Origin of the sequence: Streptomyces sp. NPDC004629, from assembly GCF_042873595.1 — a bacterium.
Lineage (GTDB): Bacteria > Actinomycetota > Actinomycetes > Streptomycetales > Streptomycetaceae > Streptomyces.
The window spans coordinates 482556-507413 of the sequence record NZ_JBIALO010000002.1 but is presented as its reverse complement, the minus strand read 5'-3'; the positions used below and the strand labels follow the sequence as shown (position 1 = coordinate 507413).

The following is a 24858-nucleotide window of genomic DNA, read 5'->3' as shown; positions in this document are numbered from 1 at the left end:
GGTCCCCCCACGACGTGTGGCGCACACCTCAACAGGTGTGCGCCACACGCAGGTTCGGGCCTGGCCGGTGGTCGGCGGCTGCCGTGAGCCGGGGCCTGGACGACAGGACCGGCCCCGTGCCGGGCCGGGGTTCGGCCCGGCACGGCGTCGGTCCGCCGCCGGTTACGGCCGCTGCCCCCGCTCCGACGTGGGCGGCAGCGGCTTGGTCCGCCGGGGACCCGCGGCCACCTGCTCGGAGTCGAGTATCTGGTCGCCGTACAGGTCCTGGAGCCAGTTGGTCTGGTAGATGGTGTCGAGGTAGCGCTCGCCGAGGTCCGGGGCGATGGCCACCGCGGTGAGGTCCGACGTGCCGTGCGCGTCCAGCCAGTCCGTCGCGCCGCTGACCACCGTGCCGGTGGAGCCGCCGAACAGGAAACCGCGTCTGGCCAGCCGATGGCACATGCGGATGGTGTCCGCCTCCTCGACCGAGATGACCTCGTCCACGAGGGACTCGTCGAGCAGCGGCGGACGCATGCTCATACCGAGGCCGGGGATCATCCGGCGGCCGGGCTTGCCGCCGAAGGCCACCGAGCCCGCGCTGTCCACCGCGACGATCCGCACCGGCCGGTGCCAGTGGCGGAAGTAGCGGGCGCAGCCCATCAGCGTTCCGGTGGTGCCGGCGCCGACGAACAGCACGTCCAGACGAGGGAACTGACGGGCTATCTCCGGCCCCGTACGGTGGTAGTGCGCCCGCCAGTTGCCCGGGTTGGTGTACTGGCTGAGCCACACGTACCGGTCGTCGGAGGCGCACAGCGCCCGGACGTAGTCGATCCGGGCGCCGAGGAAACCGCCGTTGGCGTCGGTGTCGGCGATGACGTGCACCTCGCTGCCCAGCGCCTCCATCAGGAGCCGGGTGGAGAGGTTGCAGCGGGAGTCCGTCACGCACAGGAACCGGTAACCCTTGCTGGCGGCGATGATGCTGAGCGCCACGCCGAGGTTTCCCGACGAGGACTCGACCAGGGTCGAGTCCGGCATCAGGACTCCGTCGCGCTCGGCGGCCTCCACCATCTCCACCGCGGCCTTCAACTTGATCGAGCCCGCGAAGTTGAAGCCCTCGCACTTCAGGTAGAGGGAACGCCCGAGTGTCGGCTGCAGATCGATGTAGAGCTGGCCTTCGTTGAAGGCGTGGGGAGCGGATATGACGGGCACGGTGGGCCTCCTGGTGCCAGGGCTGAGGGACAGGGCTTCAGCCGTACCGGCGCAGGTCGTGGAAGAAGTCGTCGATGAGGCGGAGATCACCCGCCTGAGCTGCTTCGTCGTAGACGTACTTGCCGACGGCGAGGTCGAGGACGCCGAGTCCGAACGGCGAGAAGATCACCGTGCGGTCGGCCGGCGGGAGGACCCGCTTGCACATGACGTCGTCGAGGGTGCCGTTCAGGAAGTCACGGTTGCCGGTGAGCTGTTCGGCCAGGTGCGGGGAGGTGTCCGCCTTCAGGCAGTGCTCCACGTCGTCGACGAAGTTCGCGGCGCCGAGCAGGATCTCCGGGGCGAGGTCGCGCAGGGAGACATGCAGGACGAGCGGGTGGTGCGCGAACAGTCCCTGGTCGCTGACGTGCGGGGTGCCGGCCACGGTGGCGAAGACCACCAGGTCGCTGGAGCGGATCAGGTCCTCGGCACTGTCGTGCACGGTGACCTCAGCGGTGGCGCCGGACTGCCGCAGATAGCCGCAGAACCCGGCGGTGCTGTCGGCGGACACGTCGTGCACGCCGATCGCCTCGAACGCCCAGCCGGTGCCCGCGAGGAAGGTGTGGATGTAGCGCGCGATCAGCCCGGTGCCGAAGAACCCGATGCGGGCGGGGCGCGACCGGTTGCGGCTGAGCCAGTCGGCGGCCAGCGCGGCCGAGGCCGCCGTCCTGGTCGCGCTGATGATGGAACTCTCCAGGCAGGCCAGCGGGTAACCGGTCGCGTGGTCGTTGAGGATGAGGACCGCGGAGGCCCGGGGCAGCCCCGACGTGACGTTCTCCGGAAAACTGGAAATCCACTTCAGGCCGTCGACCCGTGCGGGCCCGCCGACCGAGGCCGGCAGCGCGATGATGCGCGCCGAGGGGCGGTCCGGGAAACGCAGGAAGTAGGACGGCGGGTTGACCGTGTTCCCGGCGCCGTGCAACCGGTAGGTGGCCTCGACCAGTTCCACGATCTCCCGCTCGCGTCCGGCGAGGGCCTGCTGCACCTGCGCTCCGGAGATCACCGCGAAGCTCGGCGTCTGCGCCGCGTGGTCGGCGGCCCGCCGGGTGGCGGGGGACAGGACGTTCGTCATCGCGCGCTCGCCTCCGAGGTCGGGACGCAGTCTGCCAGTCGCCGGGGCTCGGCCATGGAGACCAGCACCTGGCGTTCGCCGGTGAACGGCTCCCTGCTGTGCGCGGTGCGGATGTTGTCGACGAGCAGCACATCGCCGGCCTGCCAGGGCTCACGTCGGGTGAGCCTGTCGTAGGTGCTGTTGAGCTGCTGGACGACGTCCTCGCCGATCGGACTGCCGTCGCCGTAGCGGGTGTTGAACGGCAGTCCGTCCGCGCCGTACTCGTCCACCAGGTACTCGCGGACCTCGGGCGCCAGCGTCCACTCGTTGAGGAAGGCGATCTGGTTGAACCAGCAGCGCCGTCCGGTGACCGGGTGGCGGACCACGGCACTGCGCAACTGCCGGGTGCGCAGGGAGCCGTCGGGCTGCCAGGTGAAGTCGATGGCGTGGGCGCGGCAGTAGCGTTCGACGGCGGCGCGGTCCTCGGTGCCGAAGGACTCCGCGAGGGAGGCCCCGATCTCGTCGTTGTAGCTGCGGGTGAGCAGCCAGCCCTCGCGTTCGAAGCGTTCGCTGAGCGCCGTGGGCAGCGCCTGGAGCACCTGTTCCGCGTCGGCCACCGCGGTCGCCCCGCCCTCGCCGGGCGGTATCAGGCAGGCGAAGAGCATCAGGCCGGGCACCTCCAGCGTGTAGCTCAGCTCGTGGTGCATGCACATCGGCTGGTTGGCGGGCCAGGTGGACGAGGAGTACAGCCCCGGGCTGTACGTCTCCCGGGGGGCGAAGGCCTCCCGCTCGGTCATGAGACCGCCGGCCAGGCCCGTGAAGACGGCGCCGACCTGGTCCGGCGTGCGCGGCCCGAGGCCGCGCACGAGCAGCGCACCGTGCTCGGCGACCTGCGCGCGCAGCGCGTCGCGGTGCTCGGCCGCCCAACTCGGCGCGTCGCCGGGCGGGTCGACGTGCAGGAGCGGGGGACGGTCCGGCGCCAGCTCCACGTCGAGCGGTGGTGCCAGGGGAGAGGACGTCATCTCGGTTTCCTTTCGGTTGCCCCTGTGGGGGCGGTGGGGGGCTCAGGAAGAGGCCAGTGGTGCGGTGGCTCCGAGCACGGCCCGGGCTGCTTCGGCCGGGCGGGTCCGCAGGAAGTAGTGGCCGCCGTCGGGGAGTTCGTGCAGCTCCACCCGTTCGGCCAGCGGCTGCCAGGCCCGGTGGCGGTCAGGATCGCCGGCCGTGCTCGGGTCGTCGGCGGCCATGACCACGGTCACCGGCGCGGCCAGCTTCTCGGCGGGCGGGGCTTCCAGGGCGTCCGCGAGATAGTGGTGTGCGCTCACGCAGTCGTGCCGGTAGGCGGCCCCGACGCGTTCGGCGTGCCGGGCGTTCAGCTCGGCGAGTTCGGGGTAGCCGCTGTCCTCGGCCAGCCTCGCGGCGGTCTCGGCGTCGCTGCGACCCGCCAGTTCGCCGGCGGCGGCGCGCCGTTCGGCGGGGGTGCCGGGCAGCTGTGCCGCGAGGAAGACCCGCGCGACCTCCACGCCCCGGTCCTGGAGCAGCCTTGCCGTGGCCAGGGCCGCCGCGGCGCCCGAGGAGTGGCCCCACAGCATGACCCGGCTCAGGCCGCGCGCGGTGATCTCGGCGGCCACCCGCCCCGCCACCCGGGCGAGCGGCGCGAACGGCTCGACGTCAGCGGCGAGGTCGTGGCCGGGCAGCTCCACGGCGTACACCGCGCATCCAGTGGCCGCGAGCGCGCTCGCCATCGGCTGGTAGTTGACCGCGTTGCCGCCCGCGTAGGGGAAGCAGATCAGGGCGCACTCCGCGGTGCCGCCCGCCTCCGTCAACGGCTGGAGGAGTTCGGCTGACTGCCGGGCGGTGCCGTCGAGCAGCACCGCGAGGTCCGCGAGCACCGGGTGCCGGGTGATGTCCTTGAGGGAGACCGCGCGGTCCAGGGCGATGGTGAGCTTCACGGCCGTCAGGGAGGTGCCGCCGCAGTCGAAGAAGTGGTCCCGGCGGCCGATCTGCGACTCGGGTACGCCGAGCAGTTCCGCCCAGGCGCCGGCCAGTTTGCGCTCGGTCGGGGTGAGCGGGGCGCGGTCGCGCCGTGGTGCGGTGTCCTCCTCGGCGGGCGGCGCCGTCTGTTCGGCCAGCGCGGTCAGCGCCTTCCTGTCGGTCTTGCCGTTGGCGGTCAGCGGGAGGGCGTCCTGCCAGTGGAAGGCCGAGGGGACCATATAGGCGGGCAGGACGGCGGCCAGCGCCTCGCGCAGCTCGTCCGTGGGCAGCCGCCGGCCCGTGTAGAAGGCGATCAGATGCTTGCTGTGGCCGGCCCGTTCCGCAACGACGACCGCGCCGTCGCGCACCCCGTCCACCCGCAGCAGGGTGTTCTCGATCTCGCCGATCTCGATGCGGAAGCCGCGGATCTTGACCTGGCTGTCCCGGCGGCCGAGGAACTCCAGTTTTCCGCCGGGGTGCCAGCGGCCCCAGTCCCCCGCCAGGTAGAGCCGCTCGCCCGGCCGGTACGGGTCCTCGCGGTACGCCTCGGCGGTCCGCTCGGGGTCGTTGACATAGCCCCGCCCCACGCAGACGCCGGAGAACGCGATCAGGCCCGGGGCGCCCAGCGGCACCAGGGACAGCTGCTCGTCGACGACGTAGACCCGGACGTTGTTGATCGCGCGGCCGAGCAGCACCCGCTCGGGCACCTTGTCCATGACCTCGTGGTTGGTGTCGTCGGAGGTCTCGGTGAGCCCGTAGGCGTTGACCAGCTTGATGCGCGGCAGGCAGGCGAACCAGCGCTGGACCAGCTCCCGCTTCAGCGCCTCGCCGGTCACCGACACACAGCGCAGGTCCGGCAGTTCGCGGGGGTGCTGCTCCAAGTAGGAGACCACGACCTCCAGATAGGAGGGCACGACCTGCACCACGCCGACCCGGCCCGCGGCGAGCGTGTCGAGGAACCGCTCCACGTCCACGACGACGTCCTGGCCCACCAGCAGCGTCCGGCCGCCGACCAGCAGCGCCGACACCAGCTGCCACAGCGAGATGTCGAAGCACTGCGGGGCGGTCTGGGCGACCACGCGTCCCTCGGTGATCCCCAGGTCGTCGATCTTGGCGTAGAGATGGTTGAGCATGCCCGCGTGCTCGCACATCGCGCCCTTCGGCTCGCCGGTGGAGCCGGAGGTGAAGTAGATGTAGGCCAGTTGGCCGGGCGACACCCGCACCCCGACGTCGCCGTCGGCGTGTCCCTCCTGGTACGCCGCCTCGATCAGCACCTTCTCCGCGTCCGGGAGGCCGGTCAGGGCCTGGTCCAGGGTGCCGGTGCTGCCGGACTCGGTCAGCACCAGCCGGCATCCGGCACGCGACAACGTTGCCAGGATGCGTCCCGCCGGGAAGTGCGGTTCGATCGGCAGATAGACGCCTCCGGCCTTGAACACCGCCAGCACCGAAGCCAGCCAGTCGAGGTTGCGCTCGGTGACCACAGCGACCACGCCCTCGCGGGTCAGCCCGCGCGCCAGGAGCGCCCGCGCCAGCCGGTTCGCGCGGGCGTTCAGCTCGCCGTACGTCCAGGACCGGTCGCCGCACACCGCCGCGACCGCGTCCGGATGGGCCCGCGCGCGCTGCTCGAACAGTTCGTGCGCCCGCGCCTGCGGCAGCACCCGGCCGGGCCCGGCCAGTCCTTCGAGTTGCTCGTGCGCCTCGTCGGCCGACACCAGGCTCTGCTCTGCGTGCCCGGCGTTCGCGTCGGCCGCCATCAGGCGCAGTGCGGCCAGGTGGTAGCCGCCGATCCGGGCCGCGTACCCGGCGTCGAGCACCTGGGTGCGGTAGCGCAGCCTCAGCACCAGCCGGCCGCCCCGCTCGGACCAGCCGAGCCACAGCACGGCGTCGTCCACCAGGCCGCCGTCGGTCCCGGCCGGGTCGAACACGACCTCGTACGAAGGCCCGGCCACCCGCATCTGCCGCCACAGCCCGTCGACCGGGAACTCCCGGTGTGCCAGCAGTTCGGACTCGGCGTGATGCGCGGCGGCCACCAGAGCGCGCCAGGAGGCGGGCGCGACGGTCAGCCGGCACGGCAGCGGCGCGCGCCGCGGCCCGGCGACATAGCCGGTCACCACCTCCTGCTCGGCGGAGAGGGCGGCGAGCACCTTGGCGTGCGCGGCGAGCAGCACCGCGCTCAGCGGCACGTTCAACTCGTGTGCCAGCGCGCGGACCTGCGTCGCCAGGTCGTCCGGTGCCGCCGTCTCGTACTCGGCCACTCCCGCCACGGGCTCGCCGACCCAGCGCGGCACGGCGGTGCAGCCGCCGGCGCTCAGCACACGGCTCCAGTACTCCCGGTCCGTTTCCACGTGCGCTCCCATCGAATGACCTTCCTCAACTCACCGTCGCGGTGGCGCCGTTGACCGACGACATTGCCGTTGTCTGGGCCGCCGTCGGCGCGCCGGGGCCCGGGGAAGGCTCGGGGGCGACCGGCAGATCGGCGGCGGGGTTCCCGCCCCACTGCGCGTGGGCGGGGACTTCCTCGCCCTTCATGAGGAACGAGTCGGGCGCCAGCACCGCGCCGTCGCCCATGTTCACGCCGTAGTGCACATGGGCGGAGACACCTAGCGTGCAACCGTCGCCGAGCGTCGAACGGTCGGACTTGAAGGTGCCGTCCTCCTGCGAGTGGCACTGGATCTTGGTCCCGGCGTTCAGGGTGCAGCCGTCGCCGATGGCGGCGAGCGTCCGCTCCGTGATGAAGCAGCCGTCGTCGAAGACCGCGCGGCCCACGCGGACGCCGAGCATCCGCCACACGAGGGTCTTGAAGGGCGTCCCGTTGAAGATTTCGAGGTACTCGTCCGGCACCTTCCACAGGCGTTCATGCCACCAGAAGTACGGGTCGTAGATGGAGCACAGCCGCGGTTGCAGCGGGCGGAACCGGGTGATGATGCGCTCCGCCAGGACGTAGTGGAGCGTGGTGACGGCGAGGGTGATGGCCAGGTATCCGGCGATCACCACGTGTCCGGCCACGCCGTACAGGTCGACGGCGGCCAGACCGAGGACCGTGAGCAGATAGGCGAGCAGCCAGCGGACGCCCATCAGCAGGGCCATCGTGCCGAGGTTGTGGCGGTTCTTCGCGGCGAGCAGGCGCCGCTGGGTGTCGCCGCTCCTGAGGTGGTCGAACCGGGTGTCCCGTTCCACCGTCCGGGGAATCTCGAAGCACGGGGAGCCGAGGAGGCCCACACCCTCGCGTATCTCGCCGTCGAGGGGAACCATCACCTTCGTCGCGAGCAGGCAGTTCTCGCCCGTCCGGCCGCCGGCGGGGTAGGCGATGTTGTTACCGAGGAAGTTGCGCGCCCCGATGGACACCTTCGCCACCCGGAAGGAGGTACTGGAGTATTCGGCGTTCAGCACGGACAGCCCGTCGGCCACCATCGTGCCGCTGCCGATGGAGACGAGGAACGGCGTCTCGTGCTGGAACTCGGAGCCGAAGTTCGAACCGGTCTGCTCCACCTGGTTGAGGTTGTATCCGATCCCGCGCAGGTAGTGCACGACGTAGGAGCTGTCGCCGAAGAGCCAGGCGAAGAACTTGACGTTCGTCATGCGGGCGATCGCCCGGTGCACCACGTAGTGGAATCCGTAGAGCGGGTAGACCCGGCCGGGCTCGATGAGCAGGTTCAGCAGCCGGGGCACGGCGTACAGCACCACCAGGCCCACGGCCGTGAGGCCGAAGAACAGCACGAGGGACAGCACCAGCGCGTCGGTGTACAGGGCCGCCGAGGAGAGCCCGGTGGTGTCCGCCGTCAGCCGGTCGCCGATCGCCGGTACACCGGTGAACAGCAGGTAGGTGCCGCCCATGAACAACGGCAGGTAGAGGAAGTACAGCTGGAGCAGGGCGCCGAGGCCGAACCAGGCCCGGCGCAGTGCGCCGTACGCGGCCGGCGGGACCCGCAGGTAGTCGGTCTCGGTGGGCTGGGCCGGGGAGCCGTGCCAGCGTGCGCCGTCCGGGACGTGCTGGCCGCGGTAGAGGGCGGAGGCGTGACCGAGCTGTGCCCCGTCGCCCATCGAGGTGTCGATGTCCAGCACGGTCTTCTCGCCGACGAAGGCATCGCGGCCGATGGTGACCCGGCCGGTCTGGATGCGCCCGGCGTGTGCCCGATAGCACTGGAAGTAGGCGTCCTTGCGGATCACCGCGCCATCGCCGATCGTCAGCAGATCGGTGCAGACCGGGACGGAGTGCGAGAGGATCGTGACGCCCCTGCCGACGCGCGCGCCGAGGGCCCGCAGATAGAGCACGTACAGCGGGTTGCCGATGAACAGGACCATCGGGTTGGCGTGCAGCAGTACCTTGACGAGCCAGAGGCGCAGATAGCCAAGGCCCCACACGGGGAACTCCCCTGGTTTCCAACGGCCGACGAGCAGCCATTTGGCGACGACCGGGAACAGGCACAGTCCCGTGAAGCCGAGGCCGCCGAAGAGCAGCGACCGCAGATAGATGTCGGCGAAGCCGGAGCCGGTGGCGACCCACTCGAAGCCCCGGGCGGTGACGAGTCCGGCGACGAACGAGTAGCCCAGGAAGATGAGGAGTTGGGCGGCGCCGCACAGGACGTGTCTCGCCCTGGGGGGCGGGGGCGGCGGGCCCGCGGACGCCGGCGGTGCCGGGGCGGCCGGCCGGGACACTCCGGCCGGATCGGGCGCGGCCTGCGCCAGCGCCGCCGCGAGGCTCCGGATCGTCGGGCTGCGGTAGATGTCCTTCATGGACGGGGACGGCAGGTCCGCGCGCTTCCTGAGCCGTGCACAGAACTGCGCCATCACCAGCGAGTTGGCGCCGAGGTCGTCGAAGAAGTGACCGTCGACTGCGACGCGTTCCGCTTTCAGTACATCGGCCAGGACTTCGGCGAGTCCTCGCTCGGTTTCGGTATTCGCCGGGCTCCCGCCGGTACCCCCGGCTGCGGGTGCTTCGTCCGGCCCGGATATGTAGACGTCGGCGGACTGCTCCACCATCGACCTCCTGGAGGACGTTTGCCTGCGCACTTTCCTGATCACGAACCGCTCTGCCAGTTTCGGTCGGCCACGGTCGGCCTGCCACTCCGCCCGAGGCACACGACGGCCCGGCAACCCCCGCCAACCTTGTGTTTCCTGGCGACCCGGGCCGCCGGGGGCGGGGCGTAGATCACCCGGATGGCGGGCCGCTCGGGCCGGCCGGAACCGGCGAGCACCGGCCCGCCGCCTTTGCAAGAGGCAACGCAAACGGCGCCGGTCCGCCCCGTGGGGGCAGGCCGGCGCGGGCGGTCGGCGGGCGGGGCTCACACCACACCGCTCTCCCACCACCACGACCCAGAGCCGCCCGAGGGGTACTGGCCCCGCCTGTCGACGTGCTGCCAGGAGTGGACGCACGCCTCCAGCCCGGAGAACCCGCAGGTCTCGGCGACCCGGTACACCTGGAGCGTGGCGTGGCCCGAGACGACGATGTCGGCGGCGACGCCGTCGGCGGTCGGGCCGTACGCGGGCTGGAAGCGTCTGACCGCGCCGTCGGTGGCGGAGCCGAACGCCCCGTCCCAGGCGATGTACGTCTGCTGGGCACCGGCGGCGGCCCAGCCGCCGACGTGGATCTGCGGTTCGGTCACGTCCGCGCCAAAGACCCCCTGTTGGAGGGTGCGGAGCCAGTCGCAGGCGGAGGCCGATGCCGGCGACCGCCGTGGCCACCGGTGCCGGGTGTGGTGGCGACCGGGCTCACACCTCCCGTTCCACCGGCAGCCACAACTCGGCGTCGGCCTCGGCCCCGTCCGCGGACAGGCGCGTGCGCAGGATCTCCGGTCCCGGGCGGCTGCGGTAAGGGTTCGCCGGGAACCATTGCGTGAACACGTCCCGCCACAGGTACTGGATGGCCTTGGGCGCCGGACCGGAGACGGTGAAGACCGCCCAGGTGCCGGCCGGCACCTGGAGAGCGGTCGCTCCCTCGGGGGCGGGGGCCGCCGAGGACGTCACCACCCCTTGGTAATAGTCGAGTTCGGTGCCCTCGGCGCGACTCGGATCGAGGTCGTCGCAGACGGCGACGATGCCCTGCGGCTCCTGGTCCGACAGCTTCTCCAGGCTCTGCAGGGTCCCCGGTGCGATGCCGCGGACGAAGTCGATGATCGCCCGGTTCGGCCCCGTGTGCACCAGCGGAACCCGGGCCTTGAGGCCGACGACGGTGAAGTCCGGCCGGTCCACGACGCGGTAGCGCATGCTACTGCTCCCTTCGACGGTGAGGCGGAAGGCCAACCGGGGCTGGGAGACGAGCGCGGCACCGGTGCGACGGGCCTCGCCCGGACCGATGCCGTGCATGGCCCGGAACGCGCGGGCGAACGCCTCGCCCGAGCCGTAGCCGTAGCGCACCGCGACCTCCAGGAGCGGCGCCCGCCCGGCGAGCACCTCGGCGCCCGCGACCGTCAGCCGCCGGCGCCGGACGTACTCCGACAGCGGCATGCCCGCGAGCGCGGAGAACATCCGGCGCAGGTGGTACTCCGACGTGGCCGCGATCCGCGCCAGCCGGGCCGCGTCGACCGGCTGGTCGAGACGGCCCTCGATGTCCTCCATGGCCTGGTTGAGCCGCTCCAGCACGCCCGATCACCTTCCTTGTCAACGCTCGCCACGCTAGACGGCAGGCACCCGGCCCGACCCGACATCCTGTGCCCGATCGGGTCGGGTGGCCCGGCCGACCACACCGGGAGCGGGTCATGGGCGACGAACTCCCGTCATGGCACGGCGGGTTCCCCTTGCCCAGCCCCGCTCATGTCCCGGCCCGGCTTGACGAAGCGGAACCGCGTTCCGTATCGTTGTCGGAACGAGGTTCCGGTTTTGCTCATGATGGCAGACCGATGGGACCGGCGACCAGCCGTCCCCCGCCATCGCGTCCCGCCGGGCCCACCGAACCGAACGTGAAGAAACCGAACGGAAGGCACCTCCATGTCCGACCCGAACACCGCGAACCCGCAGAAGGGCGCGGATGCGCCCACCACGGTGATATCCGCGAAGCCGGTCGTCCTGCCCGCCCCGGGCCGCGGTGAAGACCTCCAGGTCCGCGTGTCCGCCCCCGCAACCGGCAGCGCTGTGCCCGTCATCGTCTTCTCCCACGGCTTCGGCTCGTCGATGGACGGCTACGCGCCGCTGGCCGACTTCTGGGCCGCTCACGGCTTCGTGGTCGTGCAGCCCACCCACCTCGACTCCCGGACGCTCGGCATCCCCGCCGAGGACCCCCGCACACCACGGATCTGGCGCATTCGTATCGAGGACCTCAAGCGCGCACTGGACGGCCTCGACGTTCTGGAAGCCTCCGTGCCGGGCCTCGGCGGGCGCCTGGATCGCAGCCGCATCGCCGTGGCCGGCCACTCCTGGGGAGCCCAGACGGCGAGCACGCTGCTGGGCGCGCGTGTCCTCGGCTCCGACGGCGCTCCGGGCGAGGACATGTCCGACCCCCGGGTCACGGCGGGTGTGCTGCTCGCCCTGATCGGCCTGGGCGACGGCCTGACCCCGTTCGCCGCCGAGAACTTCCCCTTCATGAAGCCGTCTTTCGACACCATGACCACCCCGGCTCTCATCGTCGCCGGGGACCACGACCAGTCACACCTGTCCACTCGCGGACCGGACTGGTTCACCGACCCCTACACCTACAGCCCGGGCGGCAAGAGCCTGCTCACCCTGTTCGGCGCAGAGCACTCACTCGGCGGCATCCCGGGGTACGAGGCGGCCGAGACGACGGACGAGAATCCCGCGCGCGTCGCTCTGATCCAGCAACTCACCCGGGCCTTCCTGCGCAGCGCCCTCTACCCCGAGGACACCAGCTGGAAGGCGGCGGCCACCGCACTGGCGGAAGACCCCGACCCGCTGGGGAAGCTGCGGAGCAAGTAGGCGGCGGCCGAGGGAGCGTTCGTCCCTCGGGAAACCCGACCCGGCCCCGGCGCGAAATCTGCCGTGCACCTCGGGCACCCCTCGTCCCACCGGGTGCGGGCGAGCGGGAGTTGGTGCGCGCGCCTCGACCCGTACGACGGCGCGGGCTTCTACGTCGTCCTGAAGGGCAGTTGCTGGCTGCTGCCCGACGGCGGCGCCCCGGTGTCTCTCGGCGTAGGTGACGCGGTGCTGCTGCCTCATGGCACCGGCCATGTGATCGCCCGATTCCCCGGTCGACGCGGCGGTCGCCGAACAGAAGGCGGTGCCGTTCGGGCAATGGCTCGCGGGGACCGGGCCGCGCGCCCGGCCCGAGCGCGACGAGGCGGAGATGCTCTGCGGCACGTACTGGCTCGACTGCAGCCACCTGCACCCGCTCATGACAGAGCTGCCCGAAGTCATCCACCTTCCCAGCCGAGTGGGCAGCCACCTCGAACTCCGCGCCGCGATCGACCTGCTCGCCGGTGAGCTGGACGAGCGGCGGACCGGCTCCTGCATCGCGCTCCCGAGCCTGCTCGATCTCCTCCTCGTCTACATCATCCGTTCCTGGATGACCGAGGCCACCAGCGGAGCCTGGCCCCGCGTACTGGGCGACCCGGTGACCGCGGCGGCCCTGCGGGCGCTGCATTCGAACCCGGCCGCCCCGTGGAGCAACGACCGTCTGGCCGCAGAGGTGGGCGTCTCCCGGCCCACCCTGGCGCGCCGGTTCACCGCCCTGGTCGGCCGTCCTGCGATGGCGTACCTCACGTGGTGGCGCCTGATCCTTGCCGCCACCCTGCTGCGCGACACACCGGACACCCTGGCGACCATCGCCGGCCGGGTCGGCTACGGCAGCCCGTACGCACTCTCCCACGCCTTCGCAAAGGAGTTCGGCAGCACACCGGGACGGTACCGAGCGCAGGCCGCGAAACGCTCCGCTCCCCCCGCAGTCCCCCGGCCGACGTCACACCGAACGGGCCTCGAAAGGGAGCCGGTTGATGTGCCCGGTCAGGCACGGCACGGCTAGGACAGCCCCGCGTCCGAGGCGGAGCGCGAGATGTGCCGGGCGGCGGGGTTGTTCGCGTTCAGCCGGCACAGGGGGACGCCCTGCGCGGACAGATGGAGCCAGTGCGCGGTGAAACCGTGTCCGGCGCTGCCGTAGGTGCCGTGTTCCGTGCGTTCCTGGATCCGCAGGTCCGGCCAGGGGCACGGCACGGTGCGGTCGTGCCCGGTGACGACGAGACCGCGGTCGAAGACATGCAGCCGGGTGTCCCGGTGGGTGAGCCGGCCCTCGATCCGAACGGCGCCGACGGGCAGGGCGATGCCCAGCACGACGAGTACCGCGGCGACCACCTTCGTCGTCGCCCCGTCGGGGCCCGACAACAGGCCGATACCCGGCGGCAGCAGCACGATCCCGACCATGGCCGACACACACCCCAGTCCGCGGATCCGGCTGCCCAGGTTCTGGGTGGTCACATGCTCGCCCAGACCATGCCGCTCGGCCGCCTCGAACGCCCGGTCCAGCGCTTGCCGGTCCGCCTCGGCCGCACGCATCCCCCAGCCCATCGCGGTGCTCCTTCCCCGAGTCGTGCCCCCACGGCCTCCCATCGGCCGGACAGGGGCGCCCCGTGTTCGGACTCCTCTTTCCCCGTCGGGCATCTGCCCAGCCCCGCCCCGCCGGCCGGCCCCGCGGCCGACCGTCCCGACGCGCGTGCGGCGACCGGTCGGGCACGGGGCGGGGCACTTCGGGACGGCCCAGGCACCCGGGCCGGGCGGCACTGCCGTTTCGGCGTACCGTCCCGCCGCTTCGCGCGCGCCCGGCGGTCCGGGCGGCCTTCGCGTGCCACAGTCGGTGTCCATGCGTGCCGCCTACATCACCGGACTCGGCCCACCGGACGCCATCCGCCACGGCGAACTGCCGCCGCCCGCACCCGGCCCCCATGACGTGCTCGTCGACGTCGAGGCCAGCGCGGTCAACCCCGTCGACGCCCTCGTCCGCTCGGGGGCGTACGCCACTGCCCTGCCCTTCCCCTTCGTCATCGGCCGTGACCTCGTGGGCACGGTGTCCGCCGCCGGGCCCGCGACCCACGGCTTCCGGCCCGGGGACCGGGTCTGGTGCAACAGCCTCGGGCACGCGGGCCGGCAGGGCGCCGCCGCGGAGCAGGCGGTCGTGCCCGCCGACCGGCTGTACCGCCTGCCGCACGGCGCGGACCCGATCGAGGCCGTCGCGCTGGTCCACGCGGCGGCCACCGCGCACCTCGCCCTGTTCACCCACGGGCGACTGCGGTGCGGCGAGACCGTCGCCGTGCTGGGCGCCGCGGGCAACGTGGGGAGCGCGCTCGTCACGATGGCGGCGCACGCCGGCGCCCGGGTGATCGCCGTCGCCGCCGGCCGGGACGCGGCCTACGTCCGCTCCCTGGGTGCCGACCGGGTCATCGACTACCACCGTCCGGACACGGGCGCCCTGATCGAGGAGGCCGCGCCCGACGGGGTCGACCTCCATGTCGACACCTCCGGACGCAACGACCTGGAGACCGCCGTGGGTCTGCTCGCCGACTGCGGGCGGATCGTCGTCATGTCCGGTCTGCGGTCCCGGCCCGTCCTGCCGGTGCGGGACCTGTACGTCAAGGACCGCTCGCTGCACGGGTTCGCCATCTCCCATGCCGACACCACGCAGCTCGCCGGGGCCGCGCATCACATCAACATGCTCCTGAGCGCGGGCCGGCTGCGGCCCCGCGCCGTCGAGACGCTGCCGCTGAGCGCGGCGGCCGAGGCCCACCGCCGCATCGAGACGGAGCGGGTGCGCGGCAAGCTCGTGCTGCGCGTCCGCGACTGACCCGCGCGCCGATCCCGGTGCCACTTTTCTGGACTTGCTGGTCCACTTTCTTGCGTGCACAGTGGGCCTCCTCATCCGGTGACCGAGAGAGAGGACCGGCATCATGGGTGCACGGCTACGGAACAAGACCGCGCTGGTGACGGGTGCGACGAGCAACATCGGGCAGGCCATCGCCGAGGCGTTCGCCGCCGAGGGAGCACATGTCGTCGTCTCCGGGCGCAGCCGGGAGCGGGGCGCGAAGGTCGTCGAGGGCATCCGCGCGGCCGGCGGCCGTGCCCACTTCGTGGCGGTGGACCTCGACGGCAGCCCGGCGGCGTCCCGGGCACTGGCCGAGCGGTCCCGTGAGGTGCTGGGCGGCCGCATCGACATCCTGGTGAACAACGCGGGGATCTACCCGGGCGAGGTGACCACGGCGACCGACGAGGAGACCTTCGACCGGGTCTACGCGGTGAACGTCAAGGCGCCGTTCTTCCTGACCGCCGACGTGGCCCCGCGGATGGCGGCGGAGGGCGGCGGGACCATCATCAACCTCGGCTCATGGGTGGCCCGCCTGGCGGTTCCCGTGGGCGCCCTCTACAGCTCCACCAAGGGCGCCGTGGAGACCCTGACCCGCGCCTGGTCCGCGGAGTTCGGGCCGCGGGGTGTCCGCGTGAACGCGATCTCACCCGGCGTCGTCGGCGTCGTCGCCCCCGAGGGCACGGGGTCCCACCCGGCCGAGGCCATGATGCGGGGCACCCCGGCCGGAACGATCGGTTCCGCGCAGGACATCGCCCAGGCCGCCGTGTGGCTGGCCGCCGACGAGGCCGCGTTCGTGCACGGCACCGTGGTGGACGTCGACGGCGGCCGGACCGGCACAGCCGTGATCGCCGGGTAGCACGGTGTCACCCGCGCCGCGGCGGCCCGGGAGCCGCCGCGCTCACGCGGCGCGCTTGGGCAGCCGCCAGTTGGGCCGCGGGAAGTGGCAGGTGTAGCCGTTGGGGTAGCGCTGCAGGTAATCCTGGTGCTCCGGCTCGGCCGCCCAGAACGTGCCCGCCGGCACCACCTCGGTCACCACCGGGCCGGGCCACAGACCGGACGCCTCGACGTCGGCGATGGTGTCCTCGGCGATCCGCCGCTGCTGGTCGTCCAGGTAGAAGATGGCGGAGCGGTAGCTGGCACCCATGTCGTTGCCCTGCCGGTCCTTCGTGGTCGGGTCGTGGATCTGGAAGAAGTACTCCAGGACGGTGCGGTAGTCGGTCACCGTGGGATCGAAGGTGATCTCGATCGACTCGGCGTGGTTTCCGTGGTTGCGATACGTCGGATGGGACACCTCGCCGCCGCTGTAGCCCACCCGCGTCGTCAGGACCCCCGGCTGCCTGCGGATCAGTTCCTGCATGCCCCAGAAGCAGCCACCGGCCAGCAGAGCCTTCTGCTCGTTGTCACTCATCACACGTCACCCTTCTTCAGCGTCCGGAACTCCGGCGCGCCGCTCCCCGCCCGTGCCTCACGCCACGCGCGGGTCCCGGCCGTCCGCCGTGGTCGTCCCTGCGAACCACCGGTGTCTCGCAGGATATTCCCCCCGGGCGCGCGGCAACGGGACGGGCCGGGAGGGCGCGGAGCGCGCACGGGGGCTGCTACACTCGACCGCACCTTTGACCGTTTCGGAGGGAACCAGACATGGCAGGTGACGACGACATCTCCGGGTGATACCCGGAGCTGATCGGCCACCGGCCGGCGCCGTGGAGCGCCGCCGTCGTGGCCCGGTCGTCGTCGCCTTCTTCCCCTGTCTGCCCGGGCAGCGCTGTGCCCCTGCCCTGTCCTTCCCGAGGTCCCTTCATGTCCGACGCCTGTGTCGTCTGCTCCGAGCTGTCCTTTTCCTGGCCCGACGACACCCCGGTCTTCAGCGGCCTGTCCTTCACCATGGAATCCGGCCGCACCGGCCTGGTCGCGCCCAACGGCTCCGGAAAGACCTCCCTGCTCCGGCTGATCGCCGGTGAACTGCGGCCCGATTCCGGGTCGTTGACCGTCTCCGGCACACTCGGCCACCTCCCGCAGAGCCTCCCGCTGACCACCGGTATGACGGTCGCCGAGGTGCTGGGTGTCGCCGAGGTGATCCGTGCCCTGGACGCCGTCGAGTCCGGGGACGTGAGCGAGGAACACTTCACGACCATCGGCGACGACTGGGACATCGAGGAACGCACCCGGGCCCAACTGGACCGGCTCGGCCTCGCCGGCCTCGCCCTGGACCGGAGCCTCGGCACGCTCAGCGGCGGCCAGGTCGTCTCGCTGGGTCTCGCGGCCCAGTTGCTCAGGCGCCCCGACGTACTGCTGCTCGACGAGCCCACCAACAACCTGGACCTCGACGCCCGGCACCGGCTCTACGACGTGCTCGACGACTTCACCGGCTGTCTGCTCGTGGTCAGCCACGACCGCGCCCTGCTCGACCGGATGCAGCGCATCGCCGAACTCGGCCGCGGTGAACTGCGGCTTTACGGCGGTGACTTCACCGCGTACGAGGAAGCAGTACGGGCCGAGCGTGAGGTCGCCGAGAAGCATGTCCGCAACGCCGAGGGGGAACTGAAGCGGGAGAAACGGGAGATGCAGCAGGCCCGCGAGCGCGCCGAGCGGCGCGCGAGCAACGCCGCACGCAACCTCAGCAGCGCGGGACTGCCCCGTATCTTCGCCGGAAACATGAAACGCGGCGCGCAGGAGTCCGCGGGCCGGGCGGGTCGGCAGCACGCCGCCCGGGTCAGCGCGGCCAGGGCCCGACTGGACGAGGCGGAGCGGGCCGTACGGGAAGAGCAGCGCATCAGCCTCGACCTGCCCGACACCGTCGTCCCGGCGGGCCGCATCGTCTTCGAGGGCGAGCACCTCCAGGTCCGGCACGGCGGGCGGGCCCTGTTCGCCGGCGACGGCATCGACCTGACGGTCCGCGGTCCCGAACGGATCGCGCTGACCGGGCCGAACGGCGCGGGCAAGTCCACCCTGCTGCGGCTGATCAACGGCGGTCTTGAAGCGGAGTCCGGGCGGATCCGGCGGGCCGACGGCCGGATCGCCCATCTCTCGCAGCGCCTGGACCTGCTCGACCTCGACCGGACCGTCGCCGAGAACTTCGCCGCGTACGCGCCGCACCGCACCGACGCGGAGCGGATGAACCTGCTCGCGCGTTTCCTGTTCCGCGGTGCGCGCGTCCACCTGCCGACCGCGGTGCTGTCCGGCGGGGAGCGACTGCGGGCCACCCTGGCCTGTGTGCTGTGTGCCGAACCGGCCCCGCACCTGCTGCTCCTCGACGAGCCGACGAACAATCTGGACCTGGTCAGCACCGGCCAGTTGGAGAGCGCGCTCGCCTCCTACCGGGGCGCGTTCGTGGTCGTCAGCCACGACGAGCGGTTCCTGCGCGAGATCGGGGTGCGGCGCCGGCTGCGGCTGGCGGGGGGTGCGCTGGTGGAGACGGCGGCGCCCGAGGTGTGACCCGCGCGCCGACCACGCCCGCGCCCGAGGCGGCAGCCCGGCGGGCAAAGCACCCCTCACGTTCGGTGGAAACCCATGTCCGCTCAGCCGGCCCTGCTCGCCCACGACCTGGTCCGCACCCTCGGCACCCGCCGGGTGCTCGACGGCGTCTCCCTCACCGCCTCCCCCGGCCGGCGCATCGGCCTGATCGGGGAGAACGGCGTCGGCAAGTCGACCCTGCTCGGCCTGCTCGCCGGAACCGACGAACCCGACTCCGGCAGCGTCGTACGCCCCGCCGACCTGGGCCATCTGCCCCAGGAGATGCCGTACGACGCCACGTCGACGATCGCCGACGTGCTCGACGGCGCCCTGCGCGAGGCCCGAGCCGACCTCGCGCGGCTCGACCACCTCACCCGACAGCTCGCCGACACCCCGCCGTCCCACCCCGGCCACGCCGACCTGCTCCAGGAGTACGGCCGACGGCTCGAACAGGCGCAGCAGCGCGAGGCGTGGGACGCGGACCGGCGTGCCGCGATCATGCTCACCGGGCTCGGTCTGGGCGAGGTCCCGCACGACCGCACGCTCGGCTCGCTGTCCGGCGGGCAGCGCGGCCGGCTGGCCCTGGCCGCGCTGCTGGTCCGGCGGCCCGCCGCGCTGCTGCTGGACGAGCCGACCAACCATCTCGACGACCAGGCCGCCGCCTTCCTGGAGGAACAGGTGCGCGATCTGCCCGGGGTGGTCGTGCTGGCCAGCCACGACCGGGCGTTCCTCGACGCCGTGTGCACGGACCTGATCGACCTCGATCCCGCGGTGGACGGACCGGTCCGCTACGGCGGCGACTACACCGCCTATCTGGCCGAGAAACATGCCGAGCGGGACCGCTGGGAGCGCCGCTACGCCGAGGAACAGGAGGAGTTGGCGGCGCTGCGCCGGTCGGCCGGGGTCACCGCGCGCCGCGTCGCACCGGACCGGGGGCGCAGCGACAACGAGAAGATGGGCTACGGCCACCGGGGCGGCCGGGTGCAGAGCCAGATCTCACGCCGGGTCCGCAACGCCGCCCGGCGGCTCGACGAACGGGAACGCACCCAGGTCGCACAGCCACCCCGGCCGCTGCGCTTCGGGCACCAGGCGCTCGCCGGCGAGTCGGAGCAGGGCACCGTCGTGTCGTTGCGCGACGTCCGGGTGACGGGCCGGCTCGCCGTGCGCCGGCTCGATGTGGCGGCGGTCGACCGGCTGTTGGTCACCGGCGACAACGGGACCGGAAAGTCGACCCTGCTGGCGGTGCTCGCCGGACGGCTCGGGGCGCGCGGCACGGTACGGCGGCGGCCCGGTCTCACCGTGGGACTGCTGGAGCAGGACACCGTCTTCGACCGGCCCGACCGCACCGTACGGGACACCTACGAGGCGTCGCTCGGCGCCGAGCGGGCGGAAGCGGTCCCGCTGTCCTCGCTGGAGTTGCTGCACGAGGCGGACCTGGACAAGCCGGTGGGACACCTCTCCGTCGGTCAGCGGCGCCGGCTCGCACTGGCTCTTCTGGTGGCCCGCCCACCGCAGTTGCTGCTGCTCGACGAGCCCACCAACCATCTGTCGCCGCGGTTGTGCGACGAGTTGGAGGAGGCGCTGGGCTCCGGTCCCGGCGCGATCGTCCTGGCCAGCCACGACCGCTGGCTGCGCCGCCGCTGGCCGGGCCTCGAACTCCGGCTGACCGCCGAGGGCCGGCCGAGCGGCCCATGACATGCCTCGCCGGTCCGCGACACCCGGGGACCGCCCTTCGAGGCCAACCGGAATACGCCTGAAACGTGCCGTAGCCCCCTGTGATCAGCCCCGGTGGCGGGCGGCCGGGTCGCGTGAGGCGACGTGTTGGGCGACCGAGTCGACGCCGGGCCGTGCGTATCGCTCCAGGGAGCGGGCCGGCAGCGTCGGGGTGGAGGTGCCGTCTTCCGCGTCGTGCGTGAGGGCACTGTGTGGTCGCCTTCGACGTCCATCGGCACGTACGTCTGGGAGATGTGCTCGCGCCAACAGGAGAACCTGTCAGGCGCGAGCACATTGATCGGCATGCTTCGCATCGCGGACTATGCCCGGTGGTCGGATGGCGGCTCCAGCTGGGGTTACCGGCCCTCCGGCTCGAAGGCGTCAGGCGGCCGTCCGCAGCCGCCCTCCTTGTTCGTCATCACTCCTTCTCCGGGTCGCCGAACAGCGGGGCGATGTGCTGGTACTTCACCGTCACGCTCGGCCGGTAGAAGGTCAGGTCCTTCCAGTTGCGGATGCGTGGCAGCAGCTCCACGCCAACAGATACACCGCTTCCCCCACGCCACACGGGATGAAGTGGCTGAAGAGCGCGATGTAGGTGTCGGTCACGTGTCTCATCGAGATGCCCAGGTGTCGTACTGGGAGCCGTCGATCCCGGCCTTGCCGACGTCGCCCCACACGTGCGCCAGGTCGAGCTGGATGAACATGTCGATGACGTCCGCCGAGGCGGCGTTCAGCTTCTCCGCGGTGATGTGCTGGTTGCCCGCCGGTGACAGCTCGTGCACTGAGACCTTCTGCCGCATGTGCCGCGCGACCTGCGCGGGGCCCGCGTTCGTCCACTTGCGGCGGTCCTTGCCCTTGCGAGGGGTGAGCACGATCTTCCCCGACGCGGTGTCGATGGTCAGGTCCGCGTTGTCCGGGTATCCGGCGTCCACCTTCGCGGCCACCTGGGTGAGCTTCTGCTTCAGTGCAGCGGTGAACGCCGGGGCGGTGGAAGGTAGTCAGGCCTGCTCGCAGTAGTCGGCGACCAGCGGCTCGCACGCCTGCCAGGACAGCAGTTGGTCGTGCAGGTTGGCGTACGACTCCGAGTCGATGACCGCCACGTCGCCGGTCCGCAGCTCCTGGGTGAGGTAGAAGAGAGTGCACACCTCGAAGTGCCGCCGGTTGATCTTTCCCGGCTTGTGCTTGTCGAACAGGATGCGCTGCCGGTGTACGTCACCGGCACCCACTGGCTGCCCGAAGTGCCGCCGCATCAGCGGCGCGTAGTTGTCGCCGTGATGGGCGGAGACCAACTCATGGTCCTCCGAGAGCTTGGCCAGGCCGCCGGCCCTCTCCAGCCGCTCCAACACCGCCTTGCCGCACTCGGCGTACACCAAGTTCTGCTTGCGGACGCTCGTGGGCAGGGTGACCGACTCGCGGTCGAAGCCGACCGCGTCCTTGGCCGCCTCCAGTACCTCCCCCAGAACGGCGATCAGCCGCTCGGACTCCGCTCGGTGCCGCTCATGGATCTTCTCCAGATCCTCCTTCGCCTTCTGCGGTGCTGATCTGAAGCTCGCTGGCCCCACCGGCGGGTCACCCGTTCGTGGGGAGCGGGATGGAGCTGCCCGGCTACAGCACGCTGGCGGTCCCCCGCAGACGGCCCGCTACTCGAAGTCGCACCCGGGATTCGGGGCGTCCTCGGAGAGCGGGGCCCCGTGGGGCAGGACGTACAGCACGTCCAGGACGACCGGGGTCGTGCCGAGGTTGCGTCCGATGTGGACGTGGTCCTCGCCGGGTGGTTCGGTGAGGTGGCTGCCGGCCCGGTAGACGCCGTCGGACGCGCAACGGGCGTCGAAATGGCTGAGCGTGCCCTGCTGCACATAGGCGTACAGTGGTCCGTCGTGGTAGTGCCAACCCGTGCTCTGGCCCGGCGGCACGGTTATCTGCCGGAGTATGTAGTCCGTCCCGCCCTTCGTGGTCTGCGCGATGATCGTGCCCGTGACACCCGGGCCGGGCGGGGTGGCGAAGGCGGTGCCGGTGCCGAGTGACAGACCGGCGGCGGCCACGGCCACGGCGAGCCGTGACAGGTTTCTGCGCATGTGGAACACCTTTCCCCTGGGAGGTGACCTGCGGTGCCGCGCACGGCAGTTCGGCACCCGCGCGGCCCGGTCACACCCTAGTCGGCGGGGGGCGTCACCGGGTACGGTACGCCGCAACCCGCGGCCTGCGGCACATGCCCGCCGCAGGCCGGGCGTCGCTCGAACGAGTGCGATGTACGTGTGTTTCCGCCCCGGCTCCCTCACACCTCGCACTACCGGGTCGGCGGGTCGGTACCATCGCACCACCATCCATCGTCTTCAAGGAGTGAATGATTGTGTCCGATCAGTCGACCGATGCCTCGATCCGATCCCGCTATCTGGAGCAGGCCGCCTCGGATCTGCAGGAGAACCGGCGCCGGCAGCAGGAACTCGCGGAGCGTGTCAGCACGTTGAAGCAGGAGGAGGCGCTGTTGCTGGACATCCTGAACATCGCCGAGCGTTTTGACACCCCGTCGGACGGCGTGGTGGCCGAAGCGGCGCCGCTGCCGCAGCAGGCGCAGGCCGAGCCAGTCCTGGTTCCGGCCGCCACGGCCGCCGCAACCACCGACACGGACGCCGGCACCGAGGCTGCGACGCCGCCGGCGCCGCGGCGCCGTGCGCGTGCGGCACGTGCGGTGGCGGGCCCCAAGTCCGCCACCAAGACCGCCGACAAGACCGCCGACAAGGCCGGTACCAAGACCGGTACCAAGGCCGCCGACAAGTCCGGTACCAAGTCCGGTAAGAAGAAGACCGATCGCGTTTCCGCGCAGGCCACGTCACGTCAGCCCCTGCTCGGTGACGTGTTCCTCGACCTGCTCCGCGCGCACGACGAGCCCCGCCTGGCCAAGGAGTTGCGCGAGGAACTGGTGCGGGAACACCCCGAGCGGACCCCGACCCCGCAGGTCGTGCGCAACACACTGGAGGCACTTGTCGCCAAGGGCCGCATCCAGCGGCACAAGCAGCAGAGGTCGGTGCTGTACTCGCTCGCCGAGCCGACGTCCGCGGTGCCGGCCGAGACCGAGGGCGACACGTCGGAGAACGCCTGACACATTCCGGTGTCCGCAGCGGCCGCGACAGCCGCACGGACGGAATGAGACGCACGGAGACCGAAGCAGAGTTCGCCGCCCTCACTTCCGTACGGCCGCATGACACATGTCCGCGGCCGGGGGCGGCTGTGCGACCAGGCGGTCGACGGGCGCCCAGGTGTCCGCGCCCATGGTGCGGCCGACGCCTGTGCATCCGCCGGACGACCTGCCCTGTCCGTAGCCCACCGAGCGGTGAGCGCACCGGGCCCGGGTGCCCCAGCCGTGCTCCATTCGGGTCGGAGCACGCCTCGGCTCCGCCGGGTATCGGTCGGCAGCGATCACTCTGGGACGACGTCCGCAAGGGCGCCGACGCCCCGTGATCAAGGAGAAGTGGATGCCGATCGACACCCTGGAGCGCTTCCTGGCCGCCCTGAGCCCGCACGACCGGGAACAGGTCCGGCAGCAGCCGCACGACGAACAGGAACGACTCGCGGCCGCCTGGGAAGAGGAACTGCGCGAGGACACGGACCTCGACACACTGAGCGAACTGTCCCCGGCCGCGGCCGAGAGCGAGGCGGCCAAGCGGGTCGTCGAGCGGCGGTTCGAATAGGCCGGGGGTCAGGTGGGGGTCGTCCAGCGGGGAGCCGTGCGGGCCCAGGCGGTGTCCCAGGCGGCGAGGTTGCGCCGGTGCAGCGTGCGCTCGGCGATGCCGTACGCCGCGGCTCCCGCGAGGGCGACCGCCAGGGCGGCGATGATCGCCCAGCCCATGCAGCGGCTGCGGATCTCCGCGGCGGTCATCGGCGGGTCCGTGATCCCGCCCTCCGGCCCGGTCCAGACCGTGACGGTGCTGCCCGCCGGCAGTCCGGGGTGGGCGTCGACGCAGCCGGTGCGGGAGTGGCCGAGCCGGTCGGTGAAGCGGACCTCGACCCGGTAACGGGTCCGCTTCTCCTCGTCCGACCCCGGCTCGGGGTGCCTCGGTGAGTCGTACAGAAGGACCGCGGTGCTCTGGTGCCGGGTCGCGGCCTGGTGGCGGGCCGTGTGCGCGTAGTGCCGGTAGGCGGTGTCACCGATCAGGAACATGGCGCCCGGCATCGCCACGAGCACGGCCAGCAGCAGGCCGAGGCCGATCCACGCCTGGGCCACGTCGGTGCCGCGCCGCAAGGGATTGCGGCGGAAACGCCAGAGCGGATGGCGTGGCAGGTCGTCGGGGGGCGGCTGTGCCCGCGGAATGCCGCCGGGCATGGGGATGCTCCTTCCTTCGGCCGGGACAGCGGAGGGGACCCGTCGGCCGGATGAGCCGCGACGAGAAGCGGGGTGTGGGTGGGAGTGGGGACGGGCGCCATGGACGACGTGACCCGCGCGGGCGGCCACGGAAAACGGGTGTGCGGCCGGGACCGGAACGGGGTGCTTCGCGGCCGGGCTCGGCCGGTCATACGCAGTGCTGCGGACGGGGTCGGGCGGGGCCGAGAGGACGGGTGTGCCACGCGGCCGTGAGTACGGGGACGACACTCGGGTGAAACCCGGCCGGCCGCGCGGGGCCGGGCGGACGGGACCGGGACGGGGTGCTCCGCAGCCGGGGCCGGTGCTCCGCGGCCGGGCTCGGCCGGTCATACGCAGTGCTGCGGACGGGGTCGG

Annotated in this window: 21 protein-coding genes and 1 pseudogene; 9 read left to right on the top strand and 13 right to left on the bottom strand. The window is 71.9% G+C overall.

Annotated elements, in window-relative coordinates; genetic code table 11:
* Positions 1 to 162 precede the first annotated feature (162 nt).
* From sbnA to ACFYTE_RS05240, 7 genes are all read right to left on the bottom strand, one after another.
* Complete coding sequence (gene sbnA / locus ACFYTE_RS05270; protein WP_388705100.1) at positions 163 to 1188, bottom strand: 2,3-diaminopropionate biosynthesis protein SbnA; 1026 nt, start codon at positions 1186 to 1188, stop codon at positions 163 to 165.
* A 37-nt stretch (positions 1189 to 1225) separates the two neighbouring features.
* Complete coding sequence (sbnB, locus tag ACFYTE_RS05265; RefSeq protein WP_388705097.1) at positions 1226 to 2296, bottom strand: 2,3-diaminopropionate biosynthesis protein SbnB; 1071 nt, start codon at positions 2294 to 2296, stop codon at positions 1226 to 1228.
* On the bottom strand, positions 2293 to 3297 hold the full coding sequence (locus ACFYTE_RS05260) for a TauD/TfdA family dioxygenase (RefSeq protein ID WP_388705094.1): 1005 nt from the start codon (positions 3295 to 3297) through the stop codon (positions 2293 to 2295). The genes sbnB and ACFYTE_RS05260 overlap by 4 nt, the downstream gene beginning before the upstream one ends.
* Before the next feature lie 42 nt (positions 3298 to 3339).
* Complete coding sequence (locus tag ACFYTE_RS05255) at positions 3340 to 6603, bottom strand: amino acid adenylation domain-containing protein (protein WP_388705091.1); 3264 nt, start codon at positions 6601 to 6603, stop codon at positions 3340 to 3342.
* 13 nt (positions 6604 to 6616) lie between these two features.
* A complete protein-coding gene (locus ACFYTE_RS05250) occupies positions 6617 to 9226 on the bottom strand; it encodes a Pls/PosA family non-ribosomal peptide synthetase (RefSeq protein ID WP_388705088.1) in 2610 nt (869 codons plus the stop codon).
* 302 nt (positions 9227 to 9528) lie between these two features.
* The gene (locus tag ACFYTE_RS05245) at positions 9529 to 9849 is read right to left on the bottom strand and encodes a peptidoglycan-binding domain-containing protein (protein WP_388705086.1); all 321 of its coding nucleotides are present in this window, start codon (positions 9847 to 9849) and stop codon (positions 9529 to 9531) included.
* A gap of 106 nt (positions 9850 to 9955) precedes the next feature.
* Positions 9956 to 10825, bottom strand: a complete 870-nt coding sequence (locus tag ACFYTE_RS05240; RefSeq protein WP_388705084.1) for an effector binding domain-containing protein — start codon at positions 10823 to 10825, stop codon at positions 9956 to 9958.
* A gap of 345 nt (positions 10826 to 11170) precedes the next feature.
* Here ACFYTE_RS05240 and ACFYTE_RS05235 point away from each other — a divergent pair, with 345 nt between their 5' ends.
* From ACFYTE_RS05235 to ACFYTE_RS05225, 3 genes and pseudogenes are all read left to right on the top strand, one after another.
* Positions 11171 to 12112 (top strand): alpha/beta hydrolase family protein, encoded by a 942-nt coding sequence (locus tag ACFYTE_RS05235; RefSeq protein WP_388705081.1) that lies wholly within the window; start codon positions 11171 to 11173, stop codon positions 12110 to 12112.
* 63 nt (positions 12113 to 12175) lie between these two features.
* Positions 12176 to 12641 (top strand): annotated as a pseudogene (locus tag ACFYTE_RS05230) (cupin domain-containing protein); the annotation flags it as partial.
* A 57-nt stretch (positions 12642 to 12698) separates the two neighbouring features.
* Positions 12699 to 13154 carry a helix-turn-helix domain-containing protein gene (locus ACFYTE_RS05225; protein WP_388705195.1) on the top strand — a complete coding sequence of 152 codons (456 nt, stop codon included), beginning with the start codon at positions 12699 to 12701 and terminating at the stop codon, positions 13152 to 13154.
* On the opposite strand, the gene ACFYTE_RS05220 is transcribed toward ACFYTE_RS05225, so the two are convergent.
* On the bottom strand, positions 13151 to 13693 hold the full coding sequence (locus ACFYTE_RS05220; protein WP_388705079.1) for a hypothetical protein: 543 nt from the start codon (positions 13691 to 13693) through the stop codon (positions 13151 to 13153). The genes ACFYTE_RS05225 and ACFYTE_RS05220 overlap by 4 nt on opposite strands.
* 292 nt (positions 13694 to 13985) lie before the next feature.
* Here ACFYTE_RS05220 and ACFYTE_RS05215 point away from each other — a divergent pair, with 292 nt between their 5' ends.
* Positions 13986 to 14963 (top strand): NADPH:quinone reductase, encoded by a 978-nt coding sequence (locus ACFYTE_RS05215; protein WP_388705077.1) that lies wholly within the window; start codon positions 13986 to 13988, stop codon positions 14961 to 14963.
* 103 nt (positions 14964 to 15066) lie between these two features.
* The gene (locus ACFYTE_RS05210) at positions 15067 to 15837 is read left to right on the top strand and encodes an SDR family NAD(P)-dependent oxidoreductase (protein ID WP_388705075.1); all 771 of its coding nucleotides are present in this window, start codon (positions 15067 to 15069) and stop codon (positions 15835 to 15837) included.
* A 42-nt stretch (positions 15838 to 15879) separates the two neighbouring features.
* Here ACFYTE_RS05210 and msrA read toward each other — a convergent pair whose 3' ends face one another.
* Positions 15880 to 16389, bottom strand: a complete 510-nt coding sequence (gene msrA / locus ACFYTE_RS05205; protein WP_388705073.1) for a peptide-methionine (S)-S-oxide reductase MsrA — start codon at positions 16387 to 16389, stop codon at positions 15880 to 15882.
* 389 nt (positions 16390 to 16778) lie between these two features.
* Between msrA and ACFYTE_RS05200 the strand changes: the two genes are divergently transcribed.
* Together ACFYTE_RS05200 and ACFYTE_RS05195 are read left to right on the top strand one after the other, a co-directional pair.
* Positions 16779 to 18413, top strand: a complete 1635-nt coding sequence (locus tag ACFYTE_RS05200; protein ID WP_388705070.1) for an ABC-F family ATP-binding cassette domain-containing protein — start codon at positions 16779 to 16781, stop codon at positions 18411 to 18413.
* Positions 18414 to 18488: 75 nt separating this feature from the next.
* Entirely contained in the window at positions 18489 to 20126 is a 1638-nt protein-coding gene (locus ACFYTE_RS05195; protein WP_388705068.1) for an ABC-F family ATP-binding cassette domain-containing protein, read from the top strand.
* Positions 20127 to 20755: 629 nt separating this feature from the next.
* Here ACFYTE_RS05195 and ACFYTE_RS05190 read toward each other — a convergent pair.
* The 3 genes from ACFYTE_RS05190 to ACFYTE_RS05180 all read right to left on the bottom strand — a co-directional run bounded on the left by ACFYTE_RS05190 (position 20756) and on the right by ACFYTE_RS05180 (position 22219).
* A complete protein-coding gene (locus ACFYTE_RS05190) occupies positions 20756 to 21088 on the bottom strand; it encodes a Tn3 family transposase (RefSeq protein WP_388705065.1) in 333 nt (110 codons plus the stop codon).
* 54 nt (positions 21089 to 21142) lie between these two features.
* Positions 21143 to 21706 carry a hypothetical protein gene (locus ACFYTE_RS05185; protein ID WP_388705064.1) on the bottom strand — a complete coding sequence of 188 codons (564 nt, stop codon included), beginning with the start codon at positions 21704 to 21706 and terminating at the stop codon, positions 21143 to 21145.
* Between the two features lie 78 nt (positions 21707 to 21784).
* Positions 21785 to 22219: a cupin domain-containing protein gene (locus ACFYTE_RS05180; protein ID WP_388705061.1), complete on the bottom strand. Its 435-nt coding sequence runs from the start codon at positions 22217 to 22219 to the stop codon at positions 21785 to 21787.
* 275 nt (positions 22220 to 22494) lie between these two features.
* Between ACFYTE_RS05180 and ACFYTE_RS05175 the strand changes: the two genes are divergently transcribed.
* Positions 22495 to 23244 (top strand): hypothetical protein, encoded by a 750-nt coding sequence (locus tag ACFYTE_RS05175; protein ID WP_388705058.1) that lies wholly within the window; start codon positions 22495 to 22497, stop codon positions 23242 to 23244.
* A gap of 373 nt (positions 23245 to 23617) precedes the next feature.
* Positions 23618 to 23833, top strand: a complete 216-nt coding sequence (locus tag ACFYTE_RS05170) for a hypothetical protein (protein ID WP_388705057.1) — start codon at positions 23618 to 23620, stop codon at positions 23831 to 23833.
* A gap of 8 nt (positions 23834 to 23841) precedes the next feature.
* Here the strand turns inward: ACFYTE_RS05170 and ACFYTE_RS05165 are convergent, their stop codons facing one another.
* Positions 23842 to 24465: a hypothetical protein gene (locus ACFYTE_RS05165; RefSeq protein ID WP_388705054.1), complete on the bottom strand. Its 624-nt coding sequence runs from the start codon at positions 24463 to 24465 to the stop codon at positions 23842 to 23844.
* Positions 24466 to 24858: the final 393 nt, after the last annotated feature.

Coding starts and splice junctions, on each gene's coding strand:
- ACFYTE_RS05250 (WP_388705088.1), bottom strand. CDS start 9,226: ATGGTGGAGCAGTCCGCCGACGTCTACATATCCGGGCCGGACGAAGCA.
- msrA (WP_388705073.1), bottom strand. CDS start 16,389: ATGAGTGACAACGAGCAGAAGGCTCTGCTGGCCGGTGGCTGCTTCTGG.
- ACFYTE_RS05225 (WP_388705195.1), top strand. CDS start 12,699: ATGACCGAGGCCACCAGCGGAGCCTGGCCCCGCGTACTGGGCGACCCG.
- ACFYTE_RS05235 (WP_388705081.1), top strand. CDS start 11,171: ATGTCCGACCCGAACACCGCGAACCCGCAGAAGGGCGCGGATGCGCCC.
- ACFYTE_RS05220 (WP_388705079.1), bottom strand. CDS start 13,693: ATGGGCTGGGGGATGCGTGCGGCCGAGGCGGACCGGCAAGCGCTGGAC.
- ACFYTE_RS05180 (WP_388705061.1), bottom strand. CDS start 22,219: ATGCGCAGAAACCTGTCACGGCTCGCCGTGGCCGTGGCCGCCGCCGGT.
- ACFYTE_RS05200 (WP_388705070.1), top strand. CDS start 16,779: ATGTCCGACGCCTGTGTCGTCTGCTCCGAGCTGTCCTTTTCCTGGCCC.
- ACFYTE_RS05195 (WP_388705068.1), top strand. CDS start 18,489: ATGTCCGCTCAGCCGGCCCTGCTCGCCCACGACCTGGTCCGCACCCTC.
- sbnB (WP_388705097.1), bottom strand. CDS start 2,296: ATGACGAACGTCCTGTCCCCCGCCACCCGGCGGGCCGCCGACCACGCG.
- ACFYTE_RS05165 (WP_388705054.1), bottom strand. CDS start 24,465: ATGCCCGGCGGCATTCCGCGGGCACAGCCGCCCCCCGACGACCTGCCA.
- ACFYTE_RS05260 (WP_388705094.1), bottom strand. CDS start 3,297: ATGACGTCCTCTCCCCTGGCACCACCGCTCGACGTGGAGCTGGCGCCG.
- ACFYTE_RS05215 (WP_388705077.1), top strand. CDS start 13,986: ATGCGTGCCGCCTACATCACCGGACTCGGCCCACCGGACGCCATCCGC.
- ACFYTE_RS05210 (WP_388705075.1), top strand. CDS start 15,067: ATGGGTGCACGGCTACGGAACAAGACCGCGCTGGTGACGGGTGCGACG.
- ACFYTE_RS05255 (WP_388705091.1), bottom strand. CDS start 6,603: ATGGGAGCGCACGTGGAAACGGACCGGGAGTACTGGAGCCGTGTGCTG.
- ACFYTE_RS05170 (WP_388705057.1), top strand. CDS start 23,618: ATGCCGATCGACACCCTGGAGCGCTTCCTGGCCGCCCTGAGCCCGCAC.